The organism is Nodosilinea nodulosa PCC 7104 (assembly GCF_000309385.1).
In the GTDB taxonomy this organism is placed as follows: Bacteria; Cyanobacteriota; Cyanobacteriia; order Phormidesmidales; family Phormidesmidaceae; genus Nodosilinea; species Nodosilinea nodulosa.
This window is the reverse complement of the sequence record NZ_JH976537.1, coordinates 5603563-5622333: the sequence shown is the minus strand read 5'-3', so window position 1 is coordinate 5622333 and position 18771 is coordinate 5603563. Positions and strand designations below refer to the sequence as shown.

15 protein-coding genes, 1 tRNA gene and 2 pseudogenes are annotated in these 18771 nt (G+C 56.8%); 10 read left to right on the top strand and 8 right to left on the bottom strand.

Annotated features, from left to right (window positions below; translation table 11 throughout):
- Positions 1-63: 63 nt before the first annotated feature.
- Positions 64-1254, top strand: coding sequence for an AIPR family protein (locus LEPTO7104_RS0126010; protein ID WP_017301521.1), 1191 nt, complete (start codon positions 64-66; stop codon positions 1252-1254).
- A 127-nt stretch (positions 1255-1381) separates the two neighbouring features.
- Positions 1382-2533 carry a cysteine desulfurase family protein gene (locus LEPTO7104_RS0126005; RefSeq protein ID WP_017301520.1) on the top strand — a complete coding sequence of 384 codons (1152 nt, stop codon included), beginning with the start codon at positions 1382-1384 and terminating at the stop codon, positions 2531-2533.
- A 57-nt stretch (positions 2534-2590) separates the two neighbouring features.
- Here the strand turns inward: LEPTO7104_RS0126005 and LEPTO7104_RS0126000 are convergent, their stop codons facing one another.
- From LEPTO7104_RS0126000 to LEPTO7104_RS0125985, 4 genes are all read right to left on the bottom strand, one after another.
- Positions 2591-3127, bottom strand: a complete 537-nt coding sequence (locus LEPTO7104_RS0126000; protein WP_017301519.1) for an NUDIX hydrolase — start codon at positions 3125-3127, stop codon at positions 2591-2593.
- A 1079-nt stretch (positions 3128-4206) separates the two neighbouring features.
- Positions 4207-5412, bottom strand: coding sequence for a site-specific integrase (locus tag LEPTO7104_RS0125995; protein ID WP_026073095.1), 1206 nt, complete (start codon positions 5410-5412; stop codon positions 4207-4209).
- A gap of 175 nt (positions 5413-5587) precedes the next feature.
- A tRNA-Phe gene (locus LEPTO7104_RS0125990) sits at positions 5588-5660 on the bottom strand.
- An 86-nt stretch (positions 5661-5746) separates the two neighbouring features.
- A complete protein-coding gene (locus LEPTO7104_RS0125985) occupies positions 5747-6196 on the bottom strand; it encodes a PPC domain-containing protein (RefSeq protein ID WP_026073094.1) in 450 nt (149 codons plus the stop codon).
- Between the two features lie 307 nt (positions 6197-6503).
- Here LEPTO7104_RS0125985 and LEPTO7104_RS0125980 point away from each other — a divergent pair, with 307 nt between their 5' ends.
- Positions 6504-8417 (top strand): FAD-dependent oxidoreductase, encoded by a 1914-nt coding sequence (locus tag LEPTO7104_RS0125980; RefSeq protein ID WP_017301516.1) that lies wholly within the window; start codon positions 6504-6506, stop codon positions 8415-8417.
- Positions 8418-8502: 85 nt separating this feature from the next.
- Here the strand turns inward: LEPTO7104_RS0125980 and LEPTO7104_RS0125975 are convergent, their stop codons facing one another.
- Positions 8503-9615 (bottom strand): DMT family transporter, encoded by a 1113-nt coding sequence (locus LEPTO7104_RS0125975; protein WP_017301515.1) that lies wholly within the window; start codon positions 9613-9615, stop codon positions 8503-8505.
- Between the two features lie 133 nt (positions 9616-9748).
- On the opposite strand from LEPTO7104_RS0125975, the gene LEPTO7104_RS0125970 reads away from it, so the two are divergent.
- The 3 genes and pseudogenes from LEPTO7104_RS0125970 (at position 9749) to LEPTO7104_RS35390 (ending at position 12582) form a co-directional block, all read left to right on the top strand.
- On the top strand, positions 9749-10909 hold the full coding sequence (locus tag LEPTO7104_RS0125970; protein ID WP_155523789.1) for an esterase-like activity of phytase family protein: 1161 nt from the start codon (positions 9749-9751) through the stop codon (positions 10907-10909).
- Positions 10910-11000: 91 nt separating this feature from the next.
- The gene (locus tag LEPTO7104_RS0125965) at positions 11001-11273 is read left to right on the top strand and encodes an acylphosphatase (RefSeq protein ID WP_017301513.1); all 273 of its coding nucleotides are present in this window, start codon (positions 11001-11003) and stop codon (positions 11271-11273) included.
- Positions 11274-11583: 310 nt separating this feature from the next.
- Positions 11584-12582 (top strand): annotated as a pseudogene (locus tag LEPTO7104_RS35390) (IS110 family transposase).
- A gap of 126 nt (positions 12583-12708) precedes the next feature.
- Here the strand turns inward: LEPTO7104_RS35390 and LEPTO7104_RS35385 are convergent.
- The gene (locus tag LEPTO7104_RS35385; RefSeq protein WP_017301510.1) at positions 12709-13092 is read right to left on the bottom strand and encodes a phage holin family protein; all 384 of its coding nucleotides are present in this window, start codon (positions 13090-13092) and stop codon (positions 12709-12711) included.
- Between the two features lie 272 nt (positions 13093-13364).
- On the opposite strand from LEPTO7104_RS35385, the gene ggt reads away from it, so the two are divergent.
- From ggt to LEPTO7104_RS40425, 4 genes are all read left to right on the top strand, one after another.
- On the top strand, positions 13365-14990 hold the full coding sequence (gene ggt, locus LEPTO7104_RS0125950) for a gamma-glutamyltransferase (protein WP_155523788.1): 1626 nt from the start codon (positions 13365-13367) through the stop codon (positions 14988-14990).
- 117 nt (positions 14991-15107) lie between these two features.
- On the top strand, positions 15108-15959 hold the full coding sequence (locus LEPTO7104_RS41300; protein ID WP_017301508.1) for a hypothetical protein: 852 nt from the start codon (positions 15108-15110) through the stop codon (positions 15957-15959).
- Positions 15959-17146 (top strand): lipase family protein, encoded by a 1188-nt coding sequence (locus LEPTO7104_RS35375; RefSeq protein WP_017301507.1) that lies wholly within the window; start codon positions 15959-15961, stop codon positions 17144-17146. The genes LEPTO7104_RS41300 and LEPTO7104_RS35375 overlap by 1 nt, the downstream gene beginning before the upstream one ends.
- A gap of 210 nt (positions 17147-17356) precedes the next feature.
- Positions 17357-17524 (top strand): hypothetical protein, encoded by a 168-nt coding sequence (locus LEPTO7104_RS40425; RefSeq protein ID WP_017301506.1) that lies wholly within the window; start codon positions 17357-17359, stop codon positions 17522-17524.
- Positions 17525-17815: 291 nt separating this feature from the next.
- Here the strand turns inward: LEPTO7104_RS40425 and LEPTO7104_RS35370 are convergent, their stop codons facing one another.
- A complete protein-coding gene (locus LEPTO7104_RS35370; RefSeq protein ID WP_040695658.1) occupies positions 17816-18259 on the bottom strand; it encodes a hypothetical protein in 444 nt (147 codons plus the stop codon).
- Positions 18256-18771 (bottom strand): annotated as a pseudogene (locus LEPTO7104_RS0125925) (hypothetical protein); the annotation flags it as partial. The pseudogene LEPTO7104_RS0125925 and the gene LEPTO7104_RS35370, both read right to left, overlap by 4 nt.

Here is an 18771-nt window from a genome sequence, read left to right as displayed (position 1 = left end):
ACGTTTGTCTCGGTTCTGTTGAACCTAGTTTATTTGTTCTGTTGAACAAGGGAAAATTGAATTATGAAGACTAAACAGATTCAGATCGTTGCTAAGTCTGCCTGTCGTGTGTTTCAGGATGAAGACAGGGGAAGGCAAATTTGGAGCCTTACGTTGCCTACGGCAGAACTGCCCCAAGGCTTACCTTATGGGCCAAATGCAAGGAACGCTGATTTAAGCGCAAAACCAGCCAAAGCCATGCTGGAAACCTTGCAGATTGAACCCGAAAATTTTATCTACTACAACAACGGCATAATGCTCGTCGTCAACGCACTTGCAGCGAAACGAGTTGAGGGCGGTGATTTCTTAGTTAAGTTCGAATACTTTGAACCTGACTTAGAAGAAGAGGATTTCCTTGGGCATGGAGTTCTGAATGGAGGCCATACCTATAAAGCGTTAATGCATGCTCTCCACGGCGAACATAAGCGTGGTGAAAGCTATCCAAATGCTGACAAGGCTTATGTTCAGGTTGTTGTAGCTGTTGGGATAGAAGAAGAACAGGTTTCGAGCATTAGTCGCGCTCGCAATCTATCAAAAGCTGTGCCTGACTATGCACTTAAAAATTTGGAAGGGGAGTGGCAGGCTATTGAACAATACCTGCCACAAGAGTTTAGGAAAAATGTCATCTTTAAGCCAGACGAATTTCAAGAGGATGCAGATGTTTTTTCCGAATACACAGTTGTAGATCTAGTTCAGCGTCTCGCACTATTTAATAATCGACTGTTTGACTTTAGGAAAGATAGACATCCAATCACAGCTTATACCGGCAAAGGTACACTTATTAGGAAATGGAATTCTTCTGATTACTCAGAAATACTGCCCCTTTTAACAGACATTCTCTGGTTTGAAGAGAAAGTAATGGAGGCACATGAAAAGCTGAATGGGAAAAGCAGCACTGGCGGAAAGATAGTTATTTCAAAAGTCAGCGGCTGTAGTAATAAACCATGCCAACTAATTACAGGAAGGAAGTATAACCTAACTGTAGCACCGCCCTTTGTGATGCCAGTTCTTGCAGCATTTCGGATAGTCATTAAAGATGGAGAATGGATTGAACCGAAGGAAGAGCTTTGGGAGAAATATGGACTCATGCTTGTTAGCCGTCTCTGGGAATCTTACAAAACTGAAGGCCGATCAAGTGCCGCAGTATTTGGTCGATCCAAAAGCACATGGAGCACTTTGACAAATGCTATAGCTATGCAATTCATCAATATCTAAGCATTTTGGTTGATCGAATATTTATTGTTAAGCTGCCGTTCTTTTTGCGGCAGATTTTTTTAGAAAAACCAGCAAATTCTAGGCTATCTAAAGCCCTTTAATAACTATTTATAGCTAACCCGCTCCTGTGATTTACCTCGATTACCACGCCACTACCCCTATTGACCCAAGAGTGGCTGAAAAAGTTTTGCAGGCCATGACCACCAACTTTGGCAATGCCAGCAGCGTTGATCATGAGGTAGGCGATCGCGCTGAAGCCGCCGTCAAAGCCGCCACCCACCACGTTGCCGACCTAGTAGGCGCTACCCCCAGAGACATCATCTTCACTTCCGGTGCTACCGAAAGCCTAAACCTCGCCATCCAAGGCACCGTTCAGCATCTAGAACGATCTGGCACCAAGCCCCGCATTGCCATCTCCACCGTTGAGCATAAAGCCGTCCTCGATACCTGCGACGCTCTCCACAAACAAGGGCGCATTGAGCTGATCCATATTTCCGTCGATACCCAGGCCCGCCTTGACCTGGGCCAACTAGAGCAAGCCTGTGCCAACGGCATTCATCTGCTTTGCATCATGGCCGCTAACAACGAGGTCGGCACCCTTTACCCCATTGAGAAAATTGCTGCGATCGCCCAAAGCTACCAAGTCCCCTTTCTCTGCGACGCATCCCAGGCCGTAGGCAAAAGCCCCATCCAGTTCAACGAGTGGGGCATTACCATGCTGACCCTGTCGGGCCACAAGCTCTACGGCCCCCAAGGCGTTGGCGCACTCGTCGTCCGTCGAGACCATCGGCTAGAGCCGCTACTCTATGGCGGCGGACAGCAACGAGGATTGCGCCCTGGCACCCTTAACCTACCAGGCATCGTGGGTTTGGGCGAAGCCTGTCGGCTGCGAGCGATCGAGATGGCAATGGATGAGGTTGAGATTGGCCAAAAGCGCGATCGCCTCCAAGCCCTTCTCCAAGCTCAAATCCCCGACCTGGGCATCAACGGCGACCTGCAAAACCGCCTAGCAGGAAACCTGCACATCTCCATCCCCGGCATCCCCAACAGCGCCATCATTGCCAGGGTGCGCCACCAACTGGCCATATCCACCGGCTCCGCCTGTTCCTCAGGTGTTGAAGCCCCATCCCATGTGCTCAGAGCGATGGGGCCAGCCGAGCCCGTAGTTGAAGGTGCCCTCAGAATCGGCCTAGGCAAGTTCTCTACCGACGATGACATTCACCAAGCCGCAGAGATTCTGACGCAAGCAGTGGAGTCAGTAAAGCAAGCAATGGCTTGAAGCTATTTTTTCCACCGCTGCACTCTTCCAGCACTTAGTAGGCAGCAAAAAGAGTCCTCATTGGCCAACCAGTTTACGCGCCATCCGATGCAAGGCGGCGGAGTCGCTGATAGTAGGTACCTCGTCCAAGGCGAACCAGCCCAGGGCATAGGATTCCTCAGAAACCGTGAACTCCATGTCCTGGGCCACCAGTAAAAACCGGATGTCGTAATGCACATGGGGCGGTTCTTTAGCGGTATTGATGGAGTGGTGGCCGATATCGAAAATTGTGGTTTGCAGGGGTGCGATCGCCTGAATGCCGCATTCTTCTCTAGCTTCGCGCAATGCCACCTCCAGCAGAGAGCCATCTCCCTCCTCCCCTTGACCGCCAACCTGTAGCCAGCGGTTCAGCTTTTTGTGGTGGGTCAGCAGCACATGAGACCTGGCGGCATTAACCACCCAAGCGGAAGCTGTGAGGTGCCCGATATAGTTATCTCGCTGCCAGAAGCGGGTTTGCCCGTCTAGAAAAGCCAGGGTGGCCGGGATGGAATCGGCTTCCTGCTCGTTAAATGGGGTATGGGCGGAAATCGTTTTGATGCAGTTCTGTCGGTCCATGGCGTTATTGTGACGTGGAAGGTGCCACCTGCGTCACCATGCCAATGGTTTGGTGATGAATCATGGCTCAGGTCACCGCTACATTAACGCGATCGCGCCATTGAATAACCCCCGATGCACTGGGCACCGGGGGCGGTTTGACTATAAGGAGTTCGCTATCGAGTTGAACGGGAAGGCAGTAGGTCTGCCCTTCGCTCTACAGTGGCTTGACCCGCCGCGTTGTGACATCCTTCAACCGCCAGATTCACAGGAAGTGGGGCGCTTACCCGAAACAGGTCAATTTTCGCCCAATTGTGATAGATACTCTTTACTTTTATGGTGTGTCGTGCAGTTTTGTGCCAATCCACGCCCCCATCGAAGCGACTACGAGGGGTTCCTCATTACCTCGCAAGCAAAGCCCTCTAGGACGACCTAGGGTACCCTGCTGAAAGGTGCGATCACGGGCTGAGATACCTTAGGATACTGATGGCGAATTTCACTGAAGCCCTTGGCCAGCGCCAGGGGTTTTATTTTACCAAGTTTCCATTAGCCATAAATTTGACGGCTGTTGTCCCCAATCTGGTCATACCCAACGCCTAGAGTGAGAATACAGATGAATTGATGCCTGTTGATCGCTCTTTCCTGGTGCCTGCTACACCATTGAGCTCCATTGCGTCATTTTTGTCTGTGATCTTGTAATCGAATATCGAATTCTGAGAGATTTCTCTGAATGTCAACTGGCAGAGTTGTTCTTGCTTTTTAATCTTGGGATGCCGAAAATTATGTTGTTTGTCAGCAAGAGAAAAGCTATAGAGGCCCTTGACCTAAGCGGTGAAACATTGAAGCGATACCGACTTCATGGCGAATGGATTGAGGGTATTCATTGGGTCAGAATCAACAGCCGCTGCGTGAGATACAACCTGGAACTCATTCAAGATTGGTGCTCCAATCGGAATGATCCCATTAGCCACATGCGCGCCATTGAAGTTTACAAAGCCAGTCTCATGAGTTGTCAGAAGAGGCCACGTAGAAACCATGCTACGAATCCCATCTCCTCGTCGAAGAGCCTGTAGCTTCTACAGAAAAGATCACCCGCTTCACTAAAATTCAGGGACAAAAAGCTCTCTGGATTTACCAGCATAATGCTCATAGATCATTTTAGGGCTTGTTCCGACTAACTTGGCGACATCTTTGGCATCAAGCATTTTGATCCGTCCGTCAGGCATTGTAATAGCAGTTTCGAGTGCTGCTGTAATAAAGGTATGTCTAGCCTGGTATAGCTTTCGATACTCAATGCCATCAAGTTTTGAGAGCACAGATCGCCAGGCTCGATTAGTTAAGTTATGGACATCGATCCAAGTCCCTTCCGGGGAGGGGAAGACTTTCATGTCACTGGTCACCACTTCTGGTTTGATTGAAGACAACAGCGCAGCCAGTTGAGAATTTACGGGAAAGGTGCGCTTCCTCTGTGTCTTCAACCCTTTCTTACAGACCAATCCGCTCTCTGACACGACAACTGCCTGCTCAAATCGAATGGAACGGAAATCTTCAGAAATGTACTGCCATTGCAGCGCAACGGCTTCTGATGGTCTGCACCCTGTCATAAACAAAAATTCTATGAACGGGGCATAAACCCCATAGTAGCGATCGCTCCTAAACGCCTGGATAATTAGATCTCTCTCTTCAAGACTGAAGGGATTAATATCTGTCTCCTCCAAATCCCCTTTGGGGACTTTGATATCCGCTGCCATCCCTTTAAATGGATTGTGAGGTATGAGCTGAGATTTCGTGGCCCAATCACAGCAGGCAGAAAACTGAGTCAAATAGCGCTTGACAGCGTTTGGAGTTTTGTTGGCGACTAACCAGTCGCGAATTGCAACAGAATCTTTGAGTGATTTTGTTGGCAACCGTAGGTTGATACAGCGAGAGACCTTATTAAAATCCTTAGCCAGCGTGCTAGGGGACAGCCCTGGACGCTTGAAATTAGTGTATTTCTCCCACAGCTCAGCTAGTGAGGGGTAGACCGTAGGGGTTGGGGTAGGAACTGGGGTAAGGGGTTTGGCAACCTCCGCTGACGAGGGCCTGTACTTGAGTAGCGTCGCGTCAAAGTTTCCAGAAAGAATATCCAACTCTATCTGGCGAGCCTTCAGATCCGCGAGCTTACGATTTTGAACCGTATCATCAAAACCTAACGAAATATAGCGACGCTTACCTTGATAGCTAAAGACTAGCTGCAAGCGTCCATTCGACGTCTTAACCTGGACTGAACCCTTGGAAGCCTTACGGGACGGGGAAGAGGAGTACACGGCCAACCTCCAGGAATGAAACCCTTGTACTAAAATCCTTACCCCAATCTTACCCCAATAATTCCCCCAACCTGTTCCAAATTCCTCCAATAAATAAGCGACCTTCGCTGGAGCCCTGACAAGCGAAAAGCCCCAAAACCTTTGGCTTCGGGGCTTTTCGCTTGATTTAGTGGAATGCCAGGAGGCGGGCTTGAACCGCCGACACGAGGATTTTCAGTCCTCTGCTCTACCAACTGAGCTATCCCGGCGAGGGAGCGCTAATTCCAGCGCTCACCTAAGATAGCAAGCTGGTGTCACCCCTGACAAGGCTACAGGAAAAAATTGCTGCGGTTCCCTACTGGACCTCTCGCAGGCGGGCCACTTTGAGGTAGAAATTGCCGGCACCCTGTCCGGCATAGGCGCTTACCCGCACCGTATAGGTTCCCGACTCGCTGATGCGGGCAAACAGCAGCGAGTTAGTCGTGCCGTCGGGACCATCGTCGTTTTCGCTGACGGTAACGCCATCCTTATTCATCAACAGGACCAAGGTGTCGAACTCGTCGGAGATCGCATCGATCGCCACTTGGTCACCGGCCTCAAGATTGACCGTATAGTCGCGGGCAAAGCCTCCAGCTCCGGTGGGAATATCGCGATCGCTCAAGATATCGTTAATTTCGCGGGAGGCCGGTAGCGTAATGGGTGAATAGACAGCGGTTTGTGCCCTGGCTGGCACCGAAGTCAACGCTAGGGTAGTCAATGCCAAAGGAAGCAGTAGGCCGCGCTGTAGCCGAAGGTGGAATTGCATAGATTCTGGGAGATGGGGAGGTTAAATTTGCCCAAAGGCACGAGGTCGTGCCCATTATGGCCTAAATCTCCCAACTGCTTCGAGAACTAAAAATGTCTACACATACCCAGCAAAATCGGCTTAAAGCGCTACAAGCTGAGGTTTTGGTTGCGTCGTTTCGCAGTATCGTTGCTACACTCACAGACGACCAACGTCGCAGGTATGCCGATCTTTGTCTATGCTGGAGCGCCGCCGCCATCGTTCACTGCCGTCAACGCCTAGGGCCAGGCGCAAGCGGCAGCAAGCCCGGCGTCGCAGGCGGGCATTGATGACGATGGCGCTGATCAGCAGCACCCTTTTGCTGGTAGCCTTTCGCGGAGCCAGCGAGTACTGGCGGCAGCCCCTGGAGTTTACTCAGCGTCCGGTGGGGCAAATTGTCAATCGGGCTGAGGTTGCCACCGGCATTCGCCAGATTCAAACCGCCAACGGGCGCCCCATCCTGACGCCTCTACCCCTGGCCGAGGAGGTGTGGAGCTGTGAGGTGGTGGTAATTGGCGGCACCTTAGGGGGGGTCGCGGCGGCCTCCCACGCCATGAAAGCGGGCGCAACCACCTGCTTAATCGAGCTGACGCCCTGGATAGGCGGGCAGATTAGCTCCCAGGGGGTATCGGCCATAGACGAGTCGCGGGCGATGCGCTGGCGGCGCAATTTGTCCCCCAGCTGGGAGGCCTTTAAGGCCTTAATCAGGCGTCAGCCTGTCACCCTACCGCCCTGGACCGGACTGCCCGCCCAGCTGCCGGTGGATAAAATTAACAGCTGCTGGGTGGGGGAACTCTGCTTTACCCCAAGGGCCGGAGCCACCGCCGCCGAAATGCTGCTGCGGGAATCGGCCCAGAATGCCCCTGAAAGCCGCTGGGCCACCTCCACGGCGTTTAAAGGGGCCGCCTTTGATCCTTCCGGTCGCTATGTGACGGCGGTGTACGGGGTGCGCCGCGTGCCCCTCGACCCGGGCTACGTGCCCACTGGGCGACTCTCACAGGAGCTAGAGCAGTGGTACTCCTGGTCGGATGACGAAGACTACAACAAGGTTCCGATTCGGCTACAGCCACCGCCCAATCGGCCCATGATCGTGATTGACGCCACCGATACCGGAGAACTGGTGGGCTGGGCCAACCTGCCCTACCGCATCGGGTCCGACGGGCAGGGGTTTACTGGGGAAGTCAATGCCCCGGCCCAGGATAACCCCGACTGCACCCAGGCCTACACCTATCCCTTTGTGCTGGCCACCCTCGACGACAAAAACGAGAGCCTAAAAGCGCTCCAAAAAATAGATCCGATTTTGAGCAAGGCCGAGCACCGCAAGGAATTTGATCTACAAGGGTTTCCGTTTTTTAACTTTGGCAGCGTGTTTAACTACCGCCGCATTGTCAGCCAGGTGCCGGGCAGCAGCAACGTCAACATCACCCACCCCGGTGAAATCACGCTCATCAACTGGAACAGGGGCAACGACTGGCACTTTATGGATCCGCCCCTGGTGTTTAACGAAGAGGACATTCGCCTCTCGGGACAGCGCCAGGACTGGCTGGGGGGGCTATCGACGGAATCGCTCAACTACGGCGAAGTTCATGCGCTACAGTTTGCCGAGTGGCTAATCGAAAACGAAGCCACCAAAAAATTCCCCCTGACCTTTTTAACCGGGGAAGGATCTCCCCTGGGCACCCAGTCGGGTCTCAGCATTGTGCCCTACATTCGCGAAGGACGGCGGATTTTGGGCCGCCCTGCCTACGGTCAGGACAGCTTTATGGCGGTCGAAGCCGACCTGCGCGAGGACATGACCGGCGGGCGCGATTTTAGAAATACCGCCGTGGCCCTGGCCCACTACGACATCGATATCCACGGCTGCCGCTACCGTTCCTGGCGGCCCTCCTACGAGGCGGCGGGGGCCAGCATCAAAGAATTTGTGGTGCGGCCCCTGCAAATTCCCCTGGAGGCGCTGGTGCCCCAGGGAGTTGACAATGTGCTGATTGGCGGCAAAAGCGTGGCCGTGAGCCACATTGTCAACGGGGTGACTCGGGTGCACTACAGCGAGTGGAGCATTGGCGGTGCGGCGGGGGCGACGGCGGGCTGGCTGCTGCGCTACGGCAAGCCCTCCGACCTGACCCCGGCCCAGATTGTGGTAACTGGGCAAATGCCCGCTCTCCAGGCGTTTTTGATCGACCAGGGGCTGCGGTTTACCTGGTAGCGATCGCCAGGCAAACCGCAGCGTAGAGTCAGCACCTATCGCCCAGGGCAAGGGTTTGAAGCGCCAGGAAACTGGAAGAGGGGGTTTAGTCAATCGCCGTGGGCGGGTGGGCAGCCTGCTCGGCCACGGCGGGAGCGGTGATGGCCGGGGAAGCTATGGTAGGGGCGATCGCATCTTCTACCGCAGCCTCAAGGGCATCCTCTACCGCCTCGGCCGCCGAACCAAACCCGGCCGTCCAGGCGGCGATCTGCTCCCGCTGGTTGACCAGGTAAACGCTAATCAGCGTAAAAACAACGCCTAGCCACTGAAACTGCGTCAGCCGCTCAGCCAAAAACAGGCTGCTAAACAGCAGGGCAAACACCGGGGTGAGAAAGATCAGCGCGCTGACGCTGGTCATGTTGCCCACCGCCGCCAAGAAAAAGAAAATGCCGTAGGTAACCGCCGTGCCAAACAGGGTGGCATAGGCCAGTCCCAGCCAGTCCAGACCCTGGAGGGCCGAAATCTGGTCGGTTTCCCCCCAGGCCGACAGCGCGATAAGCGGCAGGCCGCCCAGCAGCATGTGCCAGCCGGTGGCAACAATGGGGTCGGCGTGCTGCTTGACGTAGCGCACAATAATGGTGCCAAAGGACATCGACAGGGCCGCCATCAGCATCAAAAACTCGCCGCTGCCCAGCATGTTGGTGATGCTGAGGGGATCGCCAGTGCCCTCGGCAAAGATGGCCATCGGCGAATTCACCATTCCCCCCAGCCACTCGCTGGGCAGCCCGCAGAGACAAATGCCCACAATGCCCACCAGCAGACCCAGCCAGCCCCAGAGACCAATAAACTCGCTGAACAACAGCCGCGACAGCAGAGCCACCACCAGCGGCTGGGCATCGATTAGCACCGCCCCCAACCCGGCCCCAGTGTTGACCAGGCCCGTGGTTAAAAACCCTTGAAAAAGGGCGCCATCGATGAGGGCAAAGAGCGCAATCCACAGCCACGCCTGCGCGGTCTTGGGCTGGGGCAGCTTCAGCACCGCCGCCAGCAGCAGCACGATCGCTCCGGCGGGCAGCAGCCGAAAGGCCGCCAAAAACAGGGGCGTGGTGTGGGGGATGATCAGCTTCATCACCACCATCGCGGTGCCTAAAAAGAAGAAGGGGGCCAGCAAAAACAGCGGCGACTTGACCAATTCATCCTGCTGGAGGCGGAGCGGCATTGCGGCGATGACCTAAATACAGCATTGACTGCCATTAAATTTACTGTTCTGGGGTAGGTCGAACGGTAGTTTAGCGAACACAACCTTGGCCTATCCTAGAGGGTGCTGACCCAGAACTACGCAGGTGTAATCGATGGCAGAGTGGAGACAGCGCAGGCGTTGGCGGATGGGGTTGGTGCTGGCTTTACTGCTGGCTCTAACCAGCTGCGCCATCCCGCAGATTAAGGCGGAAGAGCGGCTGTTTTTACCCATCACTGCCGAGCTGCTGGATGTCTACAACCTGCCGCCCCAGACCTTTGAGGGCACCACCATAGGAGGGCTGTCGGCTCTGGCCTACGATCGCCCCCGCGACCGGCTCTACGCCCTCTCCGACGATCGCGGTCGGTTTGGCCCCGCCCGATTCTATACCCTGGCGATATCTCTGGCGGACAGCGACACCGGCCAGCCCCGATTTGACACAGTCACTATCGAGTCTTTCACGCCGCTGCTGGATGCCGAGGGCAACCCCTACCCCAGCGGCAGCGTTGACCCCGAGGGCCTGGCCCTGTCGCCCCGCGACACCCTGCTTATCAGCAGCGAAGGCGATGTGGGGCAGAATGCGCCCCCCTTCATCGGCGAGTTTGAGCGGCAGACGGGGCAGATTCTCACCACCCTGCCCCTGCCCGAGCGCTATTTGCCCGATGCCCCCAGCCACCCCACGCGGGGCGTGCAAAATAACCTCAGCTTTGAGGCCCTGACGGTCACCGGGTCGTCCGGCGGCGCGGGTATGACCGAACCCTTTCGGCTCTTTGCCGCCACCGAGTCGGCCCTGGTGCAGGACTACAACGACGACCCCAGTCAGCCCCTCAACAGCCGCTTTTTGCACTACTTAGTAGGCGACGACCAAACCACGCTGATTGCCGAGCACCGCTACCCGCTCGATCTAGAACCCTCCGGGGCGGTGGTCAACGGCCTGACCGATCTGCTGGTGATTGACCCAGGGGGGCATTTTCTCGCCCTGGAGCGCGCCTTTGGCCTGCGCGGCTTGCAGGTGAAGCTCTACCAGCTGGCGACCGGCGGCGCCACCGATACCTCATCGATTCCCAGCCTGGCAGGGGATGTGTCGGGCATTGCACCGATTCGCAAGCAGCTGGTGCTCGACTTCACCGACACCCCCCTGGCGGTGGATAACCTGGAGGGCATGACCCTGGGGCCACGCCTGCCCGACGGCAGCCAGAGCCTGCTGCTGGTCAGCGACAACAACTTTGAAGGCGATCGCGCCACCCAGCTGGTTCTGCTGCGCTTGAAAATGTAAGGAGCTTTGGGGCGATGGCGGCAGAGGCAGGGGCGATCGCCGCAGGCCTCAGTGCGATTGAATAGTAGATAAACCTACACACCAAAGGCCAATGGAACAAATTCGAGCGGTGGTTCACGGGGTTGTGCAGGGGGTTGGTTTTCGCTATCACACCCGCCAGGTAGCTCAACAGCTGGGGGTTGAGGGGTTTGTGCGCAACCGGCCCGACGGCACCGTTGAAATTGTTGCCCAGTGCAGCAGCGACCAGCTCAAGTCCCTGCTGCACTGGGCGCACCAGGGACCGGCGGGTGCCCGCGTTACCCAGGTGGAAACAGAACCCTACACCGGAGCCGATCGCTTTGATGGCTTCACCATCGAGCGCTAGGCTCTGTTTTAAAACCTTCTGAAAACCTTGATCCCCTGTACGAGAGAATCAAGCTTTGACCAAGTTTTAAAGCACGCCCTTGTATGTAAGGCATGGCCCAAAATGGGATGTAGGAGTGACTCTGGACACGCCCTAAAGCCCTCTAGAGCTTGCGCGCTAGAACAAGAGCCTCCTATTCCCTAGCCTTGCGATGGCGACCAACAGACTGGACAGTATACTCGGGCGTCTTATAGACCACCCCAACTGGATAACAAGGATAGCGTTGAGCGTCATCGATCTCCTTTACCTTGACTATCAGGAGGTGTGTACCATGGCTGAACCATGGGTTCCAGTTGGCCTTGATGTCAGCAAAGCCACCTTGCATGTGGCAATTCTGTGTCCCGATCGGACTAAGCCGCTGTATCAGAGCTTTGATAACCATGAAGCGGGGTATGCGGCGTTGCAGGCGTGGCTTGTGGAGCGGGGTGTGAGCCGTGCCCATGCCTGCTTGGAAGCGACCAGTATCTATGGTCACGGGGTGGCCACGGCGCTGCACCAGCAGGGCCACCGAGTCAGCAGCATCAACCCAGTGCGGAGTCACGGTTACGCCAAAAGCTAACTCAAGCGCACCAAAGCTGACCGTCCTGATGCGACCTTGATTGCCCAGGTCTGCCGTGACCTCAAGCCCGGTGCCTGGCCACCGTCAGCAGCGGATATCGAGACGCTACAAGCCTACACCCGCCGTCTGGATGCCCTGACGGGGATGCTGACTCAGGAGAAGAACCGCTTGAGCATCAGTCCTGAGGCACTCAAGCCCGATATTGAGGTCCACATCACGTTCTTGACCAACCAGGTGAAAGCGCTAAAAAAGCAGTTGCACGCTCATATCAAGAGCCATGAGCACTTACAGGGCCAGGCGGATTTGCTGGTCTCCATCGTCGGGATTGGCCCTGACACCGCCGCTTGGCTGCTCGCAGAAATTGGTGACATCAAGGCCTTTGGCTCTGCCTGGCAGCTCGCTGCCTATGCGGGTCTCACCCCACAGGAGCACACCTCGGGCACCTCGGTGACCGGCAAGACTCGACTCTGCAAAATTGGCAACGCCCGGATCCGCAAAGCCCTATACTTCCCGGCTCTCACCATCCTGCGCCGGGCACCAGAACTTCGGCCTTGGCACCAACGGCTAGCCACGGCGGGCAAGACCAAAATGGCCATTGTCGGTGCCACCATGCACAAGCTCATTCGCATTGTCTACGGCATACTGGTCTCGGGCCAAACGTATGACCCAACCAAACTCTTACCGCCTGAGTCGGCGGCAGCAATCGCTTGACAGCCCAAAACCGACACAGTATCTAGGGCGTGTCAAGCTTAAAATTGTGAGTGAATAGATTTTGCGTCCGACTACCAGCAAGGCTTTCAAAAGTCGTCTACACACAAAATCAAACCTGAAGAACCCCTAGCTTTGACCTTCAATGTCGCCGGGTTTGGGTTTAATGGCCTGGTTGACAAAGATGTTGTTCAACGCCGTAGAGACCACCGACAGCACAATTGGACCCACGATAAACGCCCAAAAGCCGTGCACCGAAAAGCCTGGTGTAACCAGCGATGCCAGCCAGAAGCAGATGCCGTTAACCACCAGCGCGAACAGTCCCAGGGTGAGGATCGTGATCGGCAGGGACAGGATAAACAGCACCGGTTTAATGATGCTGTTGACGATGCCGATCACAAAGGCCGCCACCATGGCCGCCGGGAAGCTGGCCAGCACCACGCCAGGAAAAATGGCGTCGATTAAAAGCAGCGATAGCGCCGTCGCTAGAATACTCAGCAAGTAAAGCAGCATAGTTATTGAGTCTCCCTAAAGCTTCCTGGAATTTGCCTGGCCGTTGGCATTCCATCGCGGACCGTCGGCAGGGGGCATGGGCATTTTGCCACGGCATTTTTGTGGGCAAAAGCCTTTTGTCAACATTTCTCCACTAGCCGAGGTATTTCTTAACAGGGGCGGCGCGATCGCCACGGTCAGGCAGGTCCTACCCTTCACGTCTGATGGCATGCTAGGGTTCTGGGCCAACCTAAATGCTGAGGCCCATCGCTGCAATTTTTCCTGAGTTAGGTATGTCTTTCGCCGCTTCCCCTGCCCAGCCCCCCCCAGCCCAAACCCCTACGGCCCAGCTCCCCACAGCTATGGTGGTGAGCCCCCACCATCTGGCTTCCACCGCCGGTCTCAACATACTGAGCCAGGGCGGCAGCGCGGCGGATGCGGCGATCGCCACCCAGGCGGCCTTGGCGGTGGTCTATCCCCACATGACCGGGCTGGGGGGCGATGGCTTCTGGCTGGGCTACCAGGCCGGGTCGGGGCAGTTGTACGGACTCAACGGGTCGGGCCGGGCCGGGGCCAGCTGCGATCGGGCGTTGTTTGCCCGCCTGGGCCTCGATGCCATTCCCCAGCGCGGTCCCCAGTCGGTGATCACGGTGCCGGGGGGGGTTGCCGCCTGGGGCGAAGCCCACCAGCGCTTTGGCCGCCTGCCCTGGGCCGACCTGCTTCAGCCCGCGATCGCCCTGGCCGAGCAGGGCTATGTGCTCTCGCGCTCCCAGGCCCACTGGACGCGGGTCAACCAGTCCCATCTGGCGGCCTACGGCGGCGGCAACAATCCCTTTTTGCCCGCTGGCCAGGTGCCCGAGGCTGGCGGCCAGGTCACCAACCTGCCCCTGGGGGCCACCCTGCGGCGGCTGGCCAGCGCTGGCCCCCAGGATTTTTACCAGGGCGAGATCGCCGCTAAGCTAGTGGCCTACCTGGGCCACCTGGGCGGCTGGCTGAGCAAGGACGACTTTGCCCGCCACAGCACCACCTGGGTAGACCCCATTGCCACCACCTACCGGGGCTACCGGGTGTGCCAGCTGCCGCCCAATACCCAGGGCTTTACGGTGCTGCAAATGCTCAACGTGCTGGAGGGGTTTGACCTGCCTGCCGTGGGCCACGGCACCGCCGACTACTACCATCTGCTGGTGGAGGCCACCAAGCTGGCCTTTGCCGATCGCGATCGCTGGCTGGGCGACCCCGACTTCACCGACATTCCCCTGGCGGAGCTGATCTCAAAACCCTACGGCGATCGCCGCCGGGCGCGGCTGAGTATGGCGGTGGCCCAGGACTACTCAGCCCCCACCGTGGGCGGCGACACCGCCTACGCCGCCGTAGTTGACCGCGAGGGAAATGCGGTGTCGATTATTCAGAGCAACTATTTTGACTTTGGCTCGGCGGTGGTGCCGCCCGAGCTGGGCTTTCCGCTGCAAAACCGGGGCTCGCTCTTTTCCCTCGATGCCAGCCATCCCAACGCCCTAGCCCCCGGCAAGCGCCCCTTTCACACCCTCATGCCCGGCCTGGTGCTGAATGGCGAGGGCCACCCCCACCTGGTGTTGGGCACCATGGGCGGCGAGGGGCAGCCCCAGACCCAGCTGGCTCTGCTCACCCGCATGCTCGACTTTGGCTTCGACCCGCAGATGGCCATTGACCTGCCCCGCTGGGTGTGGGGCCGCACCTGGGGCGAGGCCACAACCCAGCTCGCCCTGGAGAGCCGCATTCCCCAGGCGGTACAGCGAGACCTGGCCGCCCGCGGGCACCAGGTGACGGTAGCTCCGGCCTGGGCCGATCAGATGGGCCACGCCCACGCCATTCAGGTCACCCCGGCGGGGCTGCGGGGCGGCTGCGATCGCCGCAGCGATGGCGCGATCGCAGCCCTATGACCCACCCAGGGCTGAGCCAGATCGCAACCTTTTGCTACGAAGACCAGCCCCGTTCAAAAAATCTTTTAATTTTAGGGATAAAAGTCCCCAAATTCTTCTCCTCTACCCCCACCCACCATGGCCAGCTCCGACAGCGAAAAGGTTGCCTGCCTCGAAACCCTGGCCGGGTTCGCCCGACTCAAGGGCAATCCCACCCCGATCGAATTTGAGGCCTTTCTGGCGGCGATCAGCGCCTTTGTGCCGCTACCGCCAGGGGTAACGCCAGAAGACCTGCTGGCCAATCCCACCCCCATCGACCGGTGGCTGCCCCAGATTCAAACCCCCGAGTGGCAGCAGCAGGTCTACCGGGGAGCCTACGAAATCGTGCGCTCAAAGGGTATCGTCCCTGAGGAAGAAGCGCTGCTGCAACAGCTGCGATCGGCCTTTGAGCTTTCCCCGCAGCTGGCCAGGGCTTTGGCCAAACAGCCCCTGCGGGCGAACCTGTCGTCAGTTGCCATCAACTCAGCCCTGGCGGGCATGGCAACCCTGATTGGCCGCGAGAGCGACGTGCGCCGCCTGATTTTTGACTATGCCCTGGGGTCTGCCATTGTGGGCCTGATCCCCCTGCGGGGGGGCGGAACGTTGGAACTCAAGTTTCTGGTCGTGCTGGGGCTAATTCTCAAAATGATTTGGGATATTCGCAACCTTTGGGGGCGGCCTCAGGGACAGGATATTCTGGCCATTGTGGGCAACCTATTTGGCTTTCTGGCCGCTGTGATCGGCGGTTTCTTAGCCTGGGCCACGCTGATCGGAATCGGGGTGGTGGTGCCCTACGCCGGAGCCTTTTCCAGGGCGGCGGGGTTTGCCACCGCCACCTGGATTGCCGGTCAGTCCACCAACCAGTTCTACACCAGTCAAAAGCGCCCCGACCCCACCGCCCTCCAGCGCGCCTTCCCCAACCTGTTCCCAGCGGATTCGGAGCCAAACTAGTGGATACGTTTAAGCGTCGTCAGTTTTTGCTGGGGGGAGTGGCCGCCGGTACCGCCGCCACCCTGAGCACCGAATACATTCGCCGCCAGCGGGCCGAAGCCCGTCAGGCCGCCATCGATGCCTACGCGGCTGAGTTCTACGATCCCGACGACATCATTCAGGCGGCGGTAACGGGCGATACCCGCATGGTGGAAGAATTTCAGGCCATTCAGGCCTTAGCGGTGTTTCCGCCGCCGCCGACCCCCTACAGCCGGGAGGTGTCGAAGCGACTCATTTTGCTGAGCCGCCTGGCCACCCAGCAGTACATCACCGGGCGCAACGACCCCAGCTATGACGGCAACCTGCAACGGCTGCTGGACTATAACCCCAGCCTGGATAAATATCGCCTGGTCACCACCTTCAGGGGCAAAGAGCGCCAGGTCAATGACGAAATTGAGCTTCAGGTGCCCCAGCAGGTCATCGATGACCCCACCCTGATGGACGACCCGACGGCGCTAGAAGACAGCCTGGCCCAGACCGAAGACGCCATTCGCACCGGGGTGACGGCGGCGGTCAAGGTGGGGCGCAAAATTGAGGTGTTCTACGGCTTTTTGCTGGAGTCCGACGAAGACAGCATTCTGGTGTTTCGGGGCACCCAGCGCACCGCCGAGTGGGTGGGCAATATCTATGCGGTACAGCAGCCCTATCTAGACCCAACTACGGGCAAAACCCTGGGCAATATCCACACCGGGTTTCGCCGCATTGCCGACAGCATTATCAACCCCCTGGCGGTGGATGCGGTAAAGCAAATTGACCCCGCCAAACCCTGCTATGTGTCAGGCCACAGCCTGGGGGCGGCCCTGGCTACGGTGCTGGCCCTAGATATTGCCCTGGCTGTGCCGGAGTTACGGCCCCAGCTGCGGGTCTATGTGTACGCCAGCCCTCGGGTGGGTGACCCCACCTTTGCCAGCAGCTACGCCAAGATTTTGCCCAACAGTTTTCGCATTACCAATCTGGCCGACACCATTCCGATGATGCCTCCCACCAAACTGCGGGCCGAGTTTGTGCATGTGGGCGAAGAGTGGGCTTTTCTCAGCCAGGGGGGCGACATTTTGCCCAACCACATTGTCGATACCTACCGCCGAGCCGTGAATGCCGAGGCCGAAAGCAACCAGAGCCGGACGTTTCCCCTCACCGGGACGGCCTAGGGGACTATGGCCGATCGCAAGGGCCAGGGGAGTTAGAGCAGTGGAGTGATCTTCGCCCAGTAGTACCGGCAATAGGCTCGCCAAAATTCTCTAAGATCAGGGCCAGCAACGGCCATGAATTTCCTGCATAGATGCCATCGACCCTGGCTTTGGTAACTTCGGTGCCCCCTTCCTAGACTGGCAGTATGCAGTTCAGAAGAGGCCACACCAATGACAACATCTACGTCCGTTTCGCGCCAGCCCCAAAAAGAAAATCGCCAAAACCCTCTGGTGGTAGCCCTGGTAAAATTCTGGGAATTCAGCAACTTCTACGGTGAATACAGCACCGTGGCCCCCAAAGATCGGCGCAACTATGTTGAGTCTTTGGCGCAGAAATAGCGCTAGGTGAGCCTGGTTCTATGCCGGTACTCAGCGCTAGTTTTAGGTTGATCGCAATACCGCCAGCGGATGTACATTCGCTGGCGGTTGCGTTTGGGGCGATGATGTTAACCTAGAAGCTTTGTCGGGCTATAAATTTTGCGAGCTTTGTCAATGTCTTACAACTTGCTTTTGTTGTGCACGGCAACTTAGCGGTAATAAATATCCCGTAGATGACTTTTCTGGTTGTGCGTGAGATGCCGCAAAAGCAATACTTTTGCGCTTGTTGGCTCGGAAAATTTGGGCAAGCGACTACGGCCATTGGTGGGAGACATCGCGCATCATTTCAACAGTGCCTCTGAGAGCATCTTCTCCCCCAAGTTGAAGGATCATAGAGGAAAGCTTGGGTAGATGGCCGCTTAAAAACTTGCTGCGTACCTGAGAGGAAAACGTTTGTAGCGTCTTCTGCCAAAATTGAAAATCAACGTTTGCTAAATTTAGCCTAGGTAAGATTCCCTCAAGGGCGCTGGTGCGAAAGTAATCGCTTTTAATCTCATAAATTATTTCTAGTACTTGGTCTAGCCAACTCTCGGGGAGCTGTTCAGCCAGTTCACGCAGGGCATAGGCGCGCGAAGATTCAGATTGAATGGTGCGGGTCACCTCGAGGGCTTCGGGCAGCAGCTCGGGGGGAAGCTGTTTAGCCAGTTCACACAGGGCAGAGGAACGCGAAGATTCATCTTGAATGGCTCGGGTCATCTCGAGGGCTTCGGGCAGCAGCTCGGGGAGCTGTTTAGCCAGTTCACGCTTAGGGCAGAGGCGCGCGAAGATTCATCTTGAATGGCGCGGGTCACCTTGAGGGCTTCGGGCAGCAGCTCGGGGAGCTGTTTAGCCAGTTCACGCAGAGCAGAGGCGCGCGAAGATTCATCTTGAATGGTGCGGGTTACCTCCAATGCTTTAGGTACCAGTACCGCAGACAGATAGGGAAATAGCGCTTTAATGGCAGCAGTTTTTTGCCATGGTTCTTGAATTTGTTGCACATAAGCCAACCCTTGAGTGGGTTGCCACAGTTTTTGATCTACGAAGGCAGCCATCAGCTCGGCTGGAATACTCTGGGCCAAACTGTTGAGCGATGTTTTGATTAAGGCATAACGGCACTGTAGAGTCATCGCGCGGCACGGATCGATATCAAATAGAGTATTTGTAAAACCCCATGCGCGGGCAACATCGGTAACAAAATTGGAACCCCGCCCTAGGGCATCACAGGCGGG